The organism is Sphingomonas sp. BL-S-29 (assembly GCF_055521495.1).
Map to the genome: position 1 here is coordinate 4,871,640 of NZ_CM145482.1, position 16,028 is coordinate 4,887,667.

The following is a 16,028-nucleotide window of genomic DNA, read 5'->3' on the forward strand; positions in this document are numbered from 1 at the left end:
CCCAGCGGGAGAGGGAGGGAGCCGCCGAAGGCGGCGGAAGGGTGAGGGTGACCGGCATGAGCGTCTCCCGCTCAACCTCACCCCGCGCTGCTGCGCAGCTTGCCCCTCTCCTGAAAGGAGAGGGGCAGAGGGCCACACTCTTCGCCACGGCAATCCTCCTCGCCACCGCCGCCACCCCCGCGCTCGCGGCCGATGTCCAGCGCGTCGATCACGGCGTGGTCGTCACCCCCGACAGCGGCCCGGCCAAGCGCGTGCGCATACTCGTCTATGGCGAGGACAAGTTCCGCGTCACCGCCGTCCCCGGCACCAGCCTCGACCTGCCCGACAGCTTCATGGTCGTCGCCAAACCCCATGGCACCCTGACCGTCACCGAAGCCAACGGCCTCGTCACCCTAAAGGCCGCCAAAGCCACCGCCGAGATCCGCCTCAGCGACGGCCATGTCGCCTTCCGCGACGCCACCGGCAAGCTCACCCTCGACGAAGCCGCCCGCGGCGCCTTCCACCCCGTCACCCTGGACGGCAAGCCCTGGCTCGCCACCCGGCAACAGTTCAACCGCGGCACCGACGAAGGCTTTTACGGCCTCGGCCAGCACCAGAACCGCCAGATGAATTACAATGGCGAGGACGTCGAGCTCGCCCAGCACAATATGGACATCGCCGTCCCCTTCCTCGTCTCCACCCGCCATTACGGCCTGCTGTGGGACAACAACTCGATCACCCGCTTCGGCAACCCCACGCCCTATGCGTTCGTCGGCACGACGCTGAAGGTGACGAGCGGCGGCACCCCCGGCTGGAAAGCTGAGTATTATCTCGGCGACCGGCTCGCGGTGACCCGGCAGGAGCCCGTGATCAATTACGAATATATCCGCGACCAGGACAAATGGCCCGCCGCCGCGAAGGCGCAGACGGTGGCCTCGGCCGATAGCGGCCAGAACACCGCGGGCAAGACCGTGCAGACCCAGCATGTCGTCTGGACCGGCGCCGTCACCCCGGAGACCACCGGCGAGCATAAATTCCGCCTCTATTCCTCCAGCTATGTGAAGGTCTTTGCCGACGGCAAGCTGGTGCTGGAGCGCTGGCGCCAGAACTGGAACCCCTGGTTCCACAATTTCACCCTGCCCATGGTCAAGGGCAAGCCGGTGAACCTGCGCATCGAATGGGAGCCGAACGCGGGCTATATCGCCTTCTACCACAATGATCCCTTGCCCGCCCCCGACCGCCACTCGCTGTGGATGTCGTCGGATGTCGGCAAGGCGACCGATTATTATTATGTCGGCGGCACCAGCATGGACACTGTCGTCGCCGGCTATCGCGACCTTACCGGCAAGGCGGCGATGCTGCCCAAATGGGCCTATGGCTTCTGGCAAAGCCGCCAGCGCTACGAGACCCAGGAGCAATTGCTCGGCGTCGTCCGCGAATACCGCAAGCGCCGCATCCCGCTCGACAATATCGTGCAGGACTGGTTCTACTGGCCCGAGGACCAATGGGGCAGCCACGAGTTCGACAAAAAGCGCTTCCCCGATCCCAAGGCGATGGTCGACGAAGTCCATGCGCTCGACGCCAACATCATGATCTCGGTCTGGCCGAAATTCTACCCGAACACGGCGAACGCGAAGGAGCTCGACGCCAGGGGCTATCTCTACCACGGCAATCTCGACGCGAAGCGCAAGGACTGGGTCGGCCCCGGCTATCTCAACACCGATTATGATCCCTATGCGGCCGAGGCGCGGGCGATCTATTTCCGCCAGGTCCGCGAGCGACTGGTAACGCTTGGTTTCGACGCCTGGTGGATGGACGCGACCGAGCCCGACATCCACTCCAACCTGTCGATCGACGAACGCATCGACGCAATGGGCCCGACCGCGAAGGGCCCCGGCGCCGCCCTGTTCAACAGCTTCCCGCTGGTCCACGCCCAAGGCATGGCGGAGGGCCTGCGCGACGCGCGGCCCGACGTGCGCCCCTTCATCCTCACCCGCTCGGGCTTTGGCGGGCTGCAGCGCACCAGCTCGGCGGTATGGTCGGGCGACATCGCCGCGCGCTGGGACGATCTGCGCGACCAGATCTCGGCCGGCGTCAACGTGTCGATGTCGGGCCTGCCCAACTGGACGCACGATATCGGCGGCTTCGCGGTGGAGGATCGCTACACCAACCAGCTGCCCGAGGCCCGGGCCGAATGGCGCGAGCTCAATCTGCGCTGGTTCCAGTTCGGCGCGTTCAGCCCGCTGTTCCGCAGCCATGGCGAGACGCCGAAGCGCGAGATCTACGAAATCTCGGCCGACGACCCGGCGATGCAGCGCTCGATGATCTGGTACGATCAGCTGCGCTACCGGCTGATGCCCTATATCTACACGCTCGGCGCCGACACCAATTTGAAGGACGGCTCGATCATGCGCGGCCTGGTGATGGATTTCGCCGCCGACAAAAAGACGTGGAATATCGACGACGAATATCTGCTCGGCCCCAGCCTACTCGTCGCCCCCGTCACCGAGTTCAAGGCGCGCACCCGCCAGGTCTATCTCCCCGCGGGCGCTGACTGGTACGACTTCAACACCGGCGCATACCACCCGGGCGGCCGCACCATCACCGCCCCGGCCCCGTACGAGCGCATGCCCCTCTTCGTCCGCGCCGGCAGCATCCTGCCCACCGGCCCCGAGGTGCAGAGCACGAAGGACCAGCCCGACGGCCCGCTCGTCCTCCACATCTTCACCGGCGCCGACGCGAGTTTCTCGCTCTACGAGGACGACGGGGTGAGCCCGGCCTATCTCCAGGGCAAGTACGCGCGGGTGCCGATCGCGTGGAACCAGGCGACGCGCACGCTCACCATCGGCGCGCGCGAGGGCGGGTATGCGGGCATGCCGGCGAAGCGCGCGATCTCGGTGCGGTTCTACGGGCCGGGCAAGGCGGTGGCGCCGGACTTTGCGGAGAATGGGGCTACGGGGTTGGTGTATGAGGGGAAGGCGGTTACGGTGCGGGAGCGGTGAGGGGTGGACGACTGAGTCAAGACCACTTTGTGCCAACGACACCGCGCGCACATTCAAGCTCTATTGGAACGCCGTCGCTTCGTTGATCCAGGGGACGCACTCCACCACATTGGCTAGCATCAAGCGCTCGGTTCCGGCGAGGCGATCCACTCGATTGTCTCAATGCCGCGCGCTACCTCTTGACCGCGCCTCGTCAACCGCAGCACGTGGTAGCGCTCGACCATCTCAGACGTGATAAGTGTCTCGCCCTCTAGCCGACTTAGCAAGTCGATGAGATCAGGCAACGCCACTGTGAGCCCAATCTCCTCAAGCCAGCGATAAAAGATGTTATCATTTCCCTTTCCGCCATTCGCATTTAGTTTCTCAAGGATCTCTCGGGCCTGCAGCGATTGGCGAATCACATTGAATGGGTCGGGTTGATTCGAAAGTCTAAGCATCCTCGCTATCTAAGTGTTATAACGTTGGCCGCAAACGCCGTTCTGGTGCGGGCGCAACAACCGCTCTTTCTCGAACACCGGTGCGGCCTGCCCGCGCATCATCGGGGTACGGCTGACAAGCAGAGGCCTTCCAGACCGTACGTTACCGCCAAGCTGGAAACGGGGGAGTACCCCACTCAAATATATCGGGCTAAGCTTGATGGGGTCTCGGGGAGGTTTGTTTGGCTAGTTCTGTGGTTCGACCTTATTTTAAAAGCTCCATCGCAGAGCTCGAGACATTATTCGCTGCCTCGATAGCCGACGAGAAGCTACTCAATGCGCTTCGGCACGAGTTGCGGCACCGAGATACTCACAGGGCCAAGGGCCTTCACACAAAGGTGGACGCCGCCCTACGAAATGCCCGCGAATCGGCGAGCCCGCATAACCGTCGCGCTGCGATTAAATATTCCCCTGAATCGACACAACCTCCCTCGCCTGCGGGTCAACCGCCCGAGCGTGCGAAGGAAGCGCCGATATCGAGTCCGCGGCCCATTTCGCGACCGACCACCAGACCGTCGAGGCCAAATACGCCCGAAGGGGTGCTGGCCGCGTGGATCGCGCTGGAGGCTCTTTCCCCACAGACCTTCCGGCACCCGGGGGACTTGGCGGCGGGCGATCACCGGTGTGTAGCGGATATCTCGCGCGGCGCGCTGCCATGGACGTTAAATGAAAGGTCTCGGCCTAAGCGACAACTCTATTATCAAATCATCCTCGGCACCGTTCCGATGGACCGGGCAACTGAAGCGCTAACGCGAGCCTTCGGCGAAAATGAGGAGCAAGTATCCCGCATCCGGGAAAAGGCGGCCATCGCCGCAATTCTCGTGGACAAGCAGGGTGTGCCTCTCGAAGACAATGCCATCGCGATTTCGAGCTTCGCCTGGGCGCTGCCGCTGGCGCTCGATCTCAAACTTGGCGAACTCGGGGCCTGGCCCGGTGTCGAACCACGCCTTGTCGAGGGTCTCGATAAGATCGTGCGTCGCACGGACGCTAATGGTCGCCCCATCCCAATAGATGTTCAGACGGTTTCGCGGGCTTTCGACTGGTTGCGCGCCGAGCTGCGGCTATCCGAAGCTATGTCCTTACCACCGTCATTCGCGCTACGGGTGTACCACTATTACAGGGCGAAGAACCCGCCTGAGGTTTCGCTGCTGAACTCATTCTTCCTCCGCGACCTCTCGCGCTCGGCAGATCTTATGGCGAAAGGAACGCTGCCGAAGGGTCTGCGGCGCTATCTGGGCATTGAGAAGCCCGAGGCGACAGTCAGTCTCTCAGACAACGCTGCTGCCGTCGAAGCCTCAGTGGCACCAGCCATGATGCCTCAGTCGCGCTGGCCGAGCGCCGGCGGCCATCCACTGGTTCTGCTCCAGCAGGCCGCCGTCAACCTCGCAAGAGCCCAGTCGGCGAATAATGACGGCATCATAGCGGTGAACGGACCGCCCGGTACCGGCAAGACTACGCTTCTACGTGATATCGTGGCGGCCGCGGTGCTGGACCGCGCCATGGCGATGGCAGCCTTCGTTGATCCCGAAGAGGCATTCAGACCGTCTGGCGAGCGGGTCGCGTCCGGCGAAAATGCGTTTTTCCATCTCTATAGCCTTGCCCCTAGCCTGAAGGGACATGAAGTCCTCGTTGCATCCAGCAACAACAAGGCGGTGGAAAATGTCAGCCGCGAGTTGCCGGCGGCTAGGGCCATTGGCCGCGATGTGAGCTATTTTCGAAGTGTAAGCGACCTCGTGCATGCCGCGCGCGATGAAGCGGACGATGAAGAACGCGCGGTCGTACACGTCGAACCGATCGAAACGTGGGGCCTCATTGCGGCGGTGCTGGGTAATGCGCGCAATCGCGCGACATTCCAGCAGCGCTTCTGGTGGGACAACGAGTTGGCATTCCGGCTCTATCTGAAGGCAGCGAAGGGCGATTCCGTCGTCCGGGAAATCAAGGACGAGAGCGGTAAGGTAATCGAACGGCGCACCCCCGCCATTGTGATCAAAGAACGCCCGCCAACGCCGCGGATGGCGAAGGCAAACTGGCGACAAGCGCGGGAGAAGCTGCTGGCGCTCAAGCGCGACATAGATGCCGATCTCAAATCGCTTGAGACCATCCGACAACAATGCCTGAACCTAGCCGAGCTGCGAAAAGAGATCGCAGAGGAGGAAGCCTCAATCGCGCAGTATCGAGCAGTTGAGACTCAGTTTGCCGAACAGAGGGCCACGGCCGAATCCGAACTCAGTGCAGCGGGAAACGAAGAAGAGCGACATGCAGAAGCGGTTCGGCACCATCAGCTGACGCGGCCCGGCTTTTTTGCACGGCTATTCCGGTCGGCCTCTTGGAGGAGCTGGAAAGCTGAGCACGCACCTTTAGCCGAGGCACTGGCGATTGCGCGACATCTCATGCGCGAGGCTGAAGCCAGAACGGTGCAGGCCGCCACCGCCATCGCTTCCGTCGCGGACAATCTTAAATCCGCCGACGCCAGACTGGGTGATTTGCGCACCAAGGAAGAAGAACTTGCCAAACTCGTCGCGCAATACCGTGCGCGGCTCGGCGGCCGGCTGGTTGACAAGGACTTTTTCGCACGAGGGCACGAAGCGTCCAATCTCTCGGCGCCTTGGTTGCCTGTCGCAGTTCATCGCAAGCGTGAGGAGCTGTTCGCGGCTTCAATGGAAGTCCACCGGGCTTCATTGATGCATCGGCCCAGAAGGTCCTGCACAATCTCAGCATCCTGATGGATGTCTTCTCCGGCGGAACGCCTGCCGATCCGACGAAGCGCAAGTTGCTACCGGATCTCTGGTCGACGCTGTTCATGGTGGTACCAGTGTTGTCGACCACCTTTGCCTCCGTCGATCGAATGCTTGGCGAACTACCATCGGAAAGCTTTGGCTGGTTGTTGATCGACGAAGCAGGACAGGCTCTGCCTCAGGCAGTTGTCGGCGCGATCATGCGGGCGCGCCACACGATCGTGGTCGGCGATCCGTTTCAGATTCCGCCGGTGGTGAGCCTGCCCGAGCGGTTGAATGCTGGCATCTGCGAATTCTTCCGGGTGGATCAGGTAGCGTGGGCCGCGCCCGAAGCTTCGGCTCAGACACTCGCCGACAGTGTTTCGCGTTTCCAGGGCTCATTCCGGGGAGATCACGGTGACAGAATCGTGGGAATACCGCTTCTGGTGCACCGCCGCTGCCAGGAGCCAATGTTCGGCATCTCGAATAGAATAGCGTATGATGATCAGATGGTGCATGCGGTGGCGCCCGCCGATCCCGGTCGCATGGGCGAAGTGCTCGGACCTTCGGCTTGGTTTGATGTGGATGCCGATGCCGATAGCAAATGGTGCCCGGCGGAAGGCGAGTTCGTGGTGGAGATGCTGAAGGCGCTCGCGTCTGGCGGTATCCGGAATCCCGATCTGTTCATCATCACGCCTTTTCGTATCGTCGCGCAAGAATTGCGCCGACGCCTAAGCGAAGAAAAAGCGCTATTTGCTGAACTCGGCATCGCACTCAGCGAGTGGCTAAAGGACCGAGTGGGCACTATTCACACCGTGCAAGGTCGCGAGGCTGATACGGTGTTTTTGGTGCTGGGCGCGCCTAAAGCAGCGCAGAACGGCGCGAGGAATTGGGCCGCAGGCACACCCAATATCTTCAATGTCGCCGTCTCACGTGCAAAGCAGAATCTCTATTTGATTGGCTCTCATGGGGCATGGGCGGGTGTGGCGCACGCACGCGAGATGGCGTCTGCGTTGCCTAGATTCACAGAGATGCGACGATGAAGGTGAATGAGAAGGAGGCTCATGTACGTGATAGTCTTGCTACATGCCTCAAGAAGCTGGGAATTCCGGTGAGGGAATTCCGGTGACAGTGCACTCGATTGCCCACACGCATTCATGAGAATGGCGTAATATCATACACTTATCGTCTTCTCACCCCATCCAAAAAAATGTCAGCGACCCTCATGACATTCTGACCACCCACCCCATCGATTCAAACCTCACCTCACCGCCGCTATTCCGGCACCATGATCTACAAACCAGAATTCGCCGATCAGGCCCGTCTCCTGTGCCGCCTCGGCGCCACCGACGAGGAACTCGCCGAGCATTTCGGCGCCTGTGTCCGCACCATCTATCGCTGGCGCAACGCGCATGAGGCATTCGCCGAGGCCGTCGTCGTCGGCAAGGGCAACGCCGATGACCGCGTCGAGCGCGCGCTCTATGCCCGCGCCGTCGGCTGCACGGTCGAGCGCACCAAAGTCTTCAAGAGCGCTGGCGAAGACCCGGTCTATGCCACCTACCAGCATCATTTGCCGCCCGACACCACCGCCGCGCTGAACTGGCTTCGCGTCCGTCGGCCAAAGAAATGGCGCATGGCCGAAAAGGAGGAGGAGATGAGCGAGAGCCGGATGGCCCTTGCGGCGTTCGTCCGCCGCTGCGAGGCCAGAGACGAAGAGAAAAGGCTGGCGCAACAGCGGGAGCAGCAGGCGTCGGCACCACCGCCGCCGTCAGAAGCCCCGGATACGGACCCCGATCTGGAGCCCGACCCTGACCTGGACACCTGTCCGGATGACGAGCCGGCCCAGGGGCCCTGCTCATCCCCGGACGAAGAGCCGGCCTCCTATGCACGGCCGGCTGCGCCGTCGACGCCAGGCCTCTGGGAGCCGACACCGACGCCGAATCCGCCACGGCCGCCGCTCTCGCCGCCCCCTTTCGCACCCGCACAGCCACCGGTCGCCGCCCCACAACCGGTCGCACCCCGCTTCCCGGTCCTTAACTTTACTCCTCGTGGCTATCGTTAGCCCCACCGCCCGTCCCGGCCGCGCGTCAGACCAGCCCCGCACCCTCCAGCGCAATCACCGGCACCATATCCCCCGCTCCCGCGCGCGGCAGGGTCAGCCTCAGCCCCGAGCCATCCCGCTCGAACGCGACCGGGCCGCCGCCGACCAGGCTCGCCCGCTCGATCCGCGCGCCCGGCATCGCGCGTGCCCCCAGCGCGGCGATCGTCACCGGCCCCTCGGGCCAGCGCAGCAGCGCGGCGAACAGCGTGCCGTTCTTCACCGTGAAGCGCACATCCCGCGCGGTGAAGGCGCCGGCCTTACCTTCGTTCATATGGCCCGCGCTGAGTTGAGTCGGCCCCTCGCCATAGAGGCGCCAGGGCCGCGATCCGTAAATCGCCGCGTCGCCATTGCGCGCCATCCAGCGCGTGATGCCGGCGACGATCGTCTCTTCCTCGCTGTCGATCGTCCCGTCGCCGCGCATCGGGATGGAGAGCAGCAGGTTGCCGTTCTTCGACACCACGTCGCACAGCCGCTGGATCACCTGCTCGGCGGGCACGTAGCTTTTGTTGTCGAAGCGGGCGCGGTTGTAATGCCAGTCGCCGATGCAGGTGCAGGTCTGCCACGGCTCGGGGCGCAGCCGGTCGCTGAAGCCGCGCTCCACATCCTCCACCATCGCACGCCGCTGATAGGGGGTGAGCAGCTTGCCCGTCGCGACCACGTCGATGCTGCCATGCTCGCGCTGCGACTGAGCGTAAAAATGCGCCAGCGCCTCGACCCCGGTCGCGCCGAACGGCAGGCCGGTATCGTCGAAATAGACCATGTCGGGGCGGTATTTCTCGACCAGCTCCTTCTGCCGGAGCAGCCAGGTGGCGACAAAGGTCGGCGGCGCGGGCGGCGATCCTTCCATCCAGCGCCCGTCATGCACTTCGTGCCACGCGTCCATCGCCGCGATCGAGCCGATGCCGTCGGGCGGCACGAAGCTGGGGCCGACATAGAGCGCCTGCGGGTCGAGCCCGTCCCACCAGCTGCCCGTGCCCTGGCTCTTGCGCAGTCTGAACGCGTCGTACCGCTGCCCGGCGCGCGGGCCGACCGCGTCATAGCCATAGGCCGTCTGCCACCAGTGCCAGGCATGCGCGCTATGGTTACTCACCCCGAAGCGCAGCCCCTCGCGGCGCACGATCTTCTCCCACGTCCCGATGATGTCGCGTTTCGGCCCGACCCGCAGCGTGTTCCAGGCGTGGTGGCTGCTGTCGAACGTGTCGAGATTGTCGTGGTGATTGGCGATCGCCATGAAATATCGAGCGCCGGCTTTCTTGTAGAGCGCGATCAGCGCCTCGGGGTCCCAATGCTCCGCCTTCCAGCGGTTCTCGATCTCCATGAAGCCGGTGTCGGCCGGGTGGCCATAGGTCTTCAGGTGATGCTCGTAGAACGGGTTGCCCTGCACGTACATCAGCCGGCCGTACCAGTCGCCGAACTCGGGCACGCACTGCGCGCTCCAATGCGCCCAGATGCCGAACTTCGCGTCGCTGAACCAGCGCGGCGTCTCATAGTCGCGGATGATCGAGGACCAGTTGGCCTCGACCTGCTTGGCCTGCGCCGTCGCGGTCAGCGAGGCTCCCGCCAGGCCGGCCGCCCCGCCGAGAAAGCCGCGCCGGTCGATCATGCCGCCGAGGCCGTGCCGACCGGGCTGAAGGCGAAGCCCGCCAGGGTCGCGGGCTTCATCTCGATCGAGAAGCCCGGCGCGGTCGGCGGCATGTACGCCGCGCCCTTCACCACACAGGGCGTCACGAAATGCTCATGCAGATGATCGACATATTCCGCCACCCTGCCCTCGGTCGTGCCCGAAAAGCAGAGATAGTCGATCATCGACAGATGCTGGACATATTCGCACAGCCCGACGCCGCCGGCATGCGGGCACACCGCAAGCCCCTGTTTGGCCGCCATCAGCAGCACCGCCAGCACTTCGTTCACCCCGCCCAGCCGGCACGCGTCGATCTGCACCACGTCGATCGCGCCGCGGCTGATGAACTGTTTGAACATCACCCGGTTCTGGCACATCTCGCCGCTCGCCACTTCGATCGGCGCGATCGCCTCGCGGATGCGGCGATGCCCCTCGATATCGTCGGGGCTGGTCGGCTCCTCGATGAACCACGGGTCGGCAAAGGCGAGCGCCTTCACCCGCTCGATCGCTTCGTCCACGTCCCAGATCTGGTTGGCGTCGATCATCAGCTTGACGTCCGGCCCGATCACCTCGCGCGCGATCGTCACGCGGCGGCGGTCGTCCTCCGGGTTCGCGCCGACCTTCAGCTTGATATGGCCGAAGCCGTCGCTCACCGCCCTGGCGCACAGCCGCCGCAGCTTCTCGTCCGAATAGCCGAGCCAGCCCGCCGAGGTGGTGTAGCAGGGATAGCCCGTGGCCCTGAGCGTCTCGACCCGCTCCGCCTTGCCGGCCGATCGCTCCTCGAGCAGCGCCACCGCTTCCTCGGGCGTGATGAAGTCGGTGATGTAGCGGAAGTCGATCAGCCCGACGATCTCGGCCGGGCTCATCTCCGCGATCAGCTGCCACAACGGCTTGCCCGATTGCTTGGCCAGCAGGTCCCACACCGCATTGACGATCGCGCCGGTCGCGAGATGGATCACGCCCTTTTCCGGCCCGATCCAGCGCAACTGGCTGTCGCTCGTCACATGCCGCCAGAATCGCGCGCCGTCCTCGCGGATCCAGTCGAGGTCGAGCCCCACCACCAGCGGCGCCAGCGCCGCGATCGCCGCGCAACAGATCTCGTTGCCGCGCCCGATGGTGAAGGTCAGCCCATGGCCGCTCAGCCCCGGCTCGTCGGTGTCGAGGATGCAGTAAGCGGCGGAATAATCGGGGTCGGGATTCATCGCATCCGACCCGTCGAGCATCAGCGCGGTGGGAAAACGCAGGTCGACGATCCGGACGCCGGTGATGGTCGTCATGCGCGGCCCCGATACGCGGAACGGCGGTCACTGCAACACCTCACTCGACCCCTCCCCGGCACGCCGTACCAGCCCCTCTCTTGCCCGACACTTCGTTCGCGGGTGATGAGCATTTTCATAGGTGGGAATAGATCGAAGCGCAAGCGCACAGTGGCGAGAGTGGCGCTTTGATGGTCTTGTGCTCCCGCGAAGGCGGGAGCCCAGACTGGGCTCCCGCCTTCGCGGGAGCACAAGGAAGTATGGAGCGGCCTCAGCGTCCCGAGGCCCCACGAAAATCAGATCCGGCTATCGCCCTCGACCAGCTGATCCGAGATCCGGTCCGCCGCCGCACGCACATAGGCGCCGGCATCGGCCCGCGGCAGATGCGGCCCCAGCTTCTTCAGGAACGGCACGGTCAGCGCCGCCGCCGCCACGCCGCCGCGCATCACCGGCGCGGAGATGTCGGTCACGCCCGCCACGAACTTGCTCGGCGTCAGCTCGACGCGGCGCTTGCGCACCTCGTCGGCATGCGCGCGAAAGCTGGCCAGTTCCTCGTCGCCGAGCGGCGGGCTGAGCAGCTTTTCCCAGCGCCGGCGCACATCCTCGGGCTGAAAGGCATAGAGCACTGCGCCCGATGCCGCCTGGTGCAGCGGCCGCCGGTAGCCGACGCGCACCGAGAAGCCGAGTTGCTCGCTCGACTCCATCCGCGCCACCACCACCATCTCGCCCAGCGTGTGCACCGCGAGATGGCAGGACTGGCCGAGATCGAGCGACAGCTGGCGCATCACCGGCAGCGCCAGCTCGACCAGGCTGTACATCCGCGGCTGCTGCATGCCGAGCGAGAACAGCCGGTCAGTCAGCAGATAGCCCTCCGCCGCCGAATCCTGCTCGATATAGCCGCGGAACTCGAGCACCTGGACCATGCGGAACAGCTCGCCATGCGACCGGCCCAGCTCGTTGACGATGCCGGTCAGGGTCATCGGCCCCCGCGCGGTCGCCAGCAACTCAAGGATGTCGAGCCCCTTCTCCAGCGCGGGCGCCTTGTAGCGGCGGTCGTCGTCGTCGATGGTGGTCTCGTCTGATGGCACGCCGCGCCTCGCTGCTCGATCGGGGGATGCGATCAGATAGGACCGTCGATGGTCGGGCGGCAACCGTTTCGTCACGGGGGTCCGCTCAGCGCCTCGGCACCGCGATCTCGAACCGGTGCGGCTCGCCCGCGACCAGGATCGTCGCGGTGACCATGGCGGTCTTGCCGCGCTTCAGCTTCGTGGTGACGACCTGCCCGCCATCGGCCGCGCCCGGCTTCAGCGTGATCGGCTTGAGCAGCACGGCGTCGAGCGCCGCCACCGCCGCCTCGGCCCTGGGGTCGCGCCGCTTCGACCGGTCGATCGTCCCCTGCGGCACGCCGGCGGTGGTCGTGCCCATGCCGCCGGTGAAGCCGGTGACGTCGGTCTGCCCGTTGGGCGTGACCAGCAACGCGGCGCCGGCATGGCCCTGGCTGGTGTCCTCGGTCGCGCTGCCCGGCCGGCCGCCGCCCTGCTCCGCCAGCAGGGTCGCGCGCGGCACCAGCGGCACGGGCGTGCCGTCCGCCGTCGCCACCGCGACATCGCCCGGCCCGAAGCTCAGCGGCGCCGTGCCCCGGTTCAGCACGACGATGCGCAACACCAGCCGCCCGTCCGACAGCGTCGGATCGGCCACGACATGCACCTCGCCGCTCGCCCGGCGCGACACCAGCTCGGCGCCCGCCTCTCCGCGCACCGGCGCGGCGTCCTGCGCCACCACCGGCGCGGCGCATCCCAGCGCCACCGCGAATGCCCATCCAGCCTGTCTCATCCGTCTCTCCTCACCCGGCGCGGCAATGGCGGTCGATGAACTGGGCATGCCCCGGCATGCCCGCCGCCGTGGTCGCGATCACCTTGCGCATCCCGCCCAGCACTGCCCGCGCCTCGTTCAGCGGCACCACTTCGGCCAGCGTGTCGTAGCGTTCGGGGCTGATGCCCTGGCCGAGCAGCACCGCGAGCCAGCTCGCTTCGTGGAACAGGTCCTTGTCGCGCTCGATCAGCCGGCCGCTATGGCGGAACATCTCGATCTTCGCGGCCAGCGTGTCGGGAATGTCCATTTCGCGGCATCCCTGCCAGAACGGTCCCTCGCGCTCGGTCGCCCGGTAATGCAGCACCAAGAAATCGCGCACTGATTCAAATTCCCGCGCGACCAGGCGATTATATTCGTGCCGGACGCGCGGATCGAAATCGCGGTCGGGAAACCAGGCGAGCAATTTGGTGATGCCGCTCTGGACGAGGTGAAGGCTGGTCGATTCGAGCGGCTCGAGGAAGCCCGAGGCGAGCCCGAGGGTGACCACGTTGCGTTCCCAGGCGACCTTGCGCTGCCCGGTGGTGAAGCGCAGCCGGCGCGGATCGCCGGTCGCGGGCGTGTCGAGACTGGCGAGCAGGATGCGCTCGGCCTCGTCATCGTCCATATGGCGGCTGCAATAGACATGGCCGTTGCCGGTGCGATGCTGCAGCGGGATGCGCCATTGCCACCCTGCCGGCCGCGCGGTCGACCTGGTATAGGGCGGCAGGTCCGCCATGCGTTCGCTCGGCACCGCGATCGCCCGGTCGCACGGCAGCCACTGGCTCCAGTCGTCGTATCCCACTCCCAGCGCCCCACCGATCAGCAGCGCGCGAAAGCCGGTGCAGTCGAGGAACAGCTCGGCCTCCAGCCGCCGCCCGTCCTCCAGCACCAGCGCCTCGACGAACCCCGTCTCCGGCGTCAGCGCCACCTCGGCGATCTTGCCCTCTACCCGGACCACTCCCCGTGCCTCGGCATAGGCGCGCAGATAGGCGGCATAGAGCCCGGCGTCGAAGTGATAGGCATAGGAGAAAGTCGAGAAGACCGAGCGCGGATCATTGGGCGGCCGGTCGAACCGGTTGAGGTACGCCGCGGCCTCAGTCAGCGAATAGGCCGAGAGCGGGGTCGCATCGCCCTCGGCCCGCGCGCGCAGCCATTGCTGGTGGAACGGCGTCATCCCGAAATCGTCGCCATAGCGCCCGAACGGATGGAAATAGCGATGCCCCGGCCGCAGCCAGTCGGCAAACTCGATGCCGAGCTTGAACGTCCCCTGCGTCGCGCGGACGAACGCCGCCTCGTCGATGCCGAGGATGCGGTTGAACGCCTGGATCGGCGGGATGGTCGCCTCGCCCACCCCGACGGTGCCGATCTCCTCGGACTCCACCAGGGTGATGCGGCAACCGGTGCCGACCAGCGCGGCGGACAGGGCCGCCGCCGCCATCCACCCCGCACTGCCGCCGCCCGCGACCAGGATCGAGCGGATGGCGTTGCCGTCGCTCATGCGGCCAGCGGCGCCGGGCAGCAGCGGGCGAGGAAGGTCGCATGATCGGGCATCGTCTCCGCCGCCCGGGCGATCGCCGCGCGCCGCTGCGCCATGCCGCCGCGCAGATGCTCGAGCGGCAGCTGGTCGACGATCGGGTCATAGCGCCGCGGCAGCACGCCATTGCCGAGGAAGATCGAGACCCAGCTCGGCTCCTGATAGGATTCCTCGCTGTAGAGCGGCACCTTGCCGCCCGCTTCCCACACCGCGATCTTGCGCGCGAGCGTCTCCGGGATCTCGGCCGCGCGGCACTGCGACCACATCGCCTCCGGCCGGCGGCTGCGGCAATAATGCAGGATCAGGAAGTCGCGGATCCGCTCATATTCGTTCGCGGTGACGCGGTTATACTCGTCGATCAGTACCGGATCGAAGCGCTTGTCGGGCAGCATCTCCACGAGCCGCGCGAGTCCGGTCTGGATCAGCTGGATGCTCGAGGATTCGAGCGGCTCCAGGAACCCGGCGGCGAGCCCGATCGCGACGACGTTGCGATGCCAGAATTGCGCGCGTCGCCCGGTGGTGAAGCGCAGCAGCCGAGGCTCGCCGAGCGCGGCGCCGTCGAGATTGTCGAGCAGGGTAGCCACCGCCTCGTCATCGGAGATAAAGGCGCTGGCGTAGACGTGCCCGTTGCCGATCCGGTGCTGCAGCGGGATGCGCCATTGCCAGCCCGCGGCGCGCGCGGTCGACCGGGTGAACGGGGTCATCCGCCCCCGCCGTTCGGACCCCACCGCGACAGCCCGGTCGCACGGCAGCAGATGCGACCAGTCGACATAACCGACGCCGAGCGCCCGCGCGATCAGCAAGCCGGCAAAGCCGGTGCAGTCGATGAAGAAATCCCCGGCAATGGCCTCGCCGCCATCCTGCATCGTCAGGCTGGCGACATTCCCGGTCTCAGGATCGAGCACGACATCGCCGATCCGCCCCTCGCGCCGCCGCACGCCCCGCGCCTCGGCATAGCCGCGCAGGTAGCGGGCATAGAGGCTAGCGTCGAAATGATAGGCATATTTGTAGAACGCCGCTTCGCCCCGCATCGCCTCGGGCGGCGCGAAGCGGTCGCGGCGCGCGGCCGCATAGGGCATCGACCAGTCCTCGATCGGCGCGGTCTCGCCCGCCTCGTGCAGCTTCAGCCAATGGTGATGCGGCGCCACGCCCTGGATGGCGTCGCCATAATCGCCAAAGCCATGGAAATGGACATTGCCCGCCTCGCCCCAGTCGCGGAACTCGATGCCCAGCTTGAAGGTGCCGTTGGTCTTCGCGACGAAGTCGGGCTCGTCGATGCCGAGCAGCCCGTTATACTGGGTGATCAGCGGTACCGTCGCCTCACCCACGCCGATCGTGCCGATCTCGTCGGACTCCACCAGCACGATCTCGGCAAAGGGCGGCGGCATCAGCCGCGCGAGCAACGCGGCCGCCATCCAGCCCGCGGTCCCGCCGCCGGCGATCACGATCCTGCGGACGGGCGCCTCACTCATGGAAACGGTCTACGCAATCAGG

Annotated in this window: 11 protein-coding genes; 4 read left to right on the forward strand and 7 right to left on the reverse strand. The window is 65.6% G+C overall.

The annotated features are described in order from the left end of the window. The first annotated feature begins 56 nt into the window (after positions 1-56). Complete coding sequence (locus ACZ1I2_RS23065; protein ID WP_465175695.1) at positions 57-2,981, forward strand: TIM-barrel domain-containing protein; 2,925 nt, start codon at positions 57-59, stop codon at positions 2,979-2,981. 119 nt (positions 2,982-3,100) lie between these two features. Here the strand turns inward: ACZ1I2_RS23065 and ACZ1I2_RS23070 are convergent, their stop codons facing one another. Next, a complete protein-coding gene (locus tag ACZ1I2_RS23070; RefSeq protein WP_465175694.1) occupies positions 3,101-3,418 on the reverse strand; it encodes a hypothetical protein in 318 nt (105 codons plus the stop codon). 578 nt (positions 3,419-3,996) lie between these two features. Between ACZ1I2_RS23070 and ACZ1I2_RS23075 the strand changes: the two genes are divergently transcribed. The 3 genes from ACZ1I2_RS23075 to ACZ1I2_RS23085 all read left to right on the forward strand — a co-directional run bounded on the left by ACZ1I2_RS23075 (position 3,997) and on the right by ACZ1I2_RS23085 (position 8,233). Beyond that, positions 3,997-6,180, forward strand: coding sequence for an AAA domain-containing protein (locus ACZ1I2_RS23075; RefSeq protein WP_465175693.1), 2,184 nt, complete (start codon positions 3,997-3,999; stop codon positions 6,178-6,180). Then, complete coding sequence (locus ACZ1I2_RS23080; RefSeq protein WP_465175692.1) at positions 6,180-7,214, forward strand: DEAD/DEAH box helicase; 1,035 nt, start codon at positions 6,180-6,182, stop codon at positions 7,212-7,214. The genes ACZ1I2_RS23075 and ACZ1I2_RS23080 overlap by 1 nt, the downstream gene beginning before the upstream one ends. Positions 7,215-7,459: 245 nt before the next feature. After that, positions 7,460-8,233: a hypothetical protein gene (locus ACZ1I2_RS23085; protein ID WP_465175691.1), complete on the forward strand. Its 774-nt coding sequence runs from the start codon at positions 7,460-7,462 to the stop codon at positions 8,231-8,233. Positions 8,234-8,258: 25 nt separating this feature from the next. On the opposite strand, the gene ACZ1I2_RS23090 is transcribed toward ACZ1I2_RS23085, so the two are convergent. The 6 genes from ACZ1I2_RS23090 to ACZ1I2_RS23115 all read right to left on the reverse strand — a co-directional run bounded on the left by ACZ1I2_RS23090 (position 8,259) and on the right by ACZ1I2_RS23115 (position 16,006). Further along, positions 8,259-9,875, reverse strand: coding sequence for an alpha-L-fucosidase (locus tag ACZ1I2_RS23090; RefSeq protein ID WP_465175690.1), 1,617 nt, complete (start codon positions 9,873-9,875; stop codon positions 8,259-8,261). Further along, positions 9,872-11,170: an L-fuconate dehydratase gene (locus tag ACZ1I2_RS23095; RefSeq protein ID WP_465175688.1), complete on the reverse strand. Its 1,299-nt coding sequence runs from the start codon at positions 11,168-11,170 to the stop codon at positions 9,872-9,874. Before ACZ1I2_RS23095 ends, ACZ1I2_RS23090 begins: the two co-directional genes overlap by 4 nt. A gap of 275 nt (positions 11,171-11,445) precedes the next feature. Further along, a complete protein-coding gene (locus ACZ1I2_RS23100) occupies positions 11,446-12,237 on the reverse strand; it encodes an IclR family transcriptional regulator (protein WP_465171840.1) in 792 nt (263 codons plus the stop codon). Positions 12,238-12,322: 85 nt separating this feature from the next. Then, positions 12,323-12,982 (reverse strand): hypothetical protein, encoded by a 660-nt coding sequence (locus ACZ1I2_RS23105; protein WP_465175687.1) that lies wholly within the window; start codon positions 12,980-12,982, stop codon positions 12,323-12,325. Positions 12,983-12,992: 10 nt separating this feature from the next. Next, complete coding sequence (locus tag ACZ1I2_RS23110; RefSeq protein WP_465175686.1) at positions 12,993-14,498, reverse strand: tryptophan halogenase family protein; 1,506 nt, start codon at positions 14,496-14,498, stop codon at positions 12,993-12,995. Beyond that, the gene (locus ACZ1I2_RS23115) at positions 14,495-16,006 is read right to left on the reverse strand and encodes a tryptophan halogenase family protein (RefSeq protein ID WP_465175685.1); all 1,512 of its coding nucleotides are present in this window, start codon (positions 16,004-16,006) and stop codon (positions 14,495-14,497) included. The genes ACZ1I2_RS23110 and ACZ1I2_RS23115 overlap by 4 nt, the downstream gene beginning before the upstream one ends. Positions 16,007-16,028 lie beyond the last annotated feature (22 nt).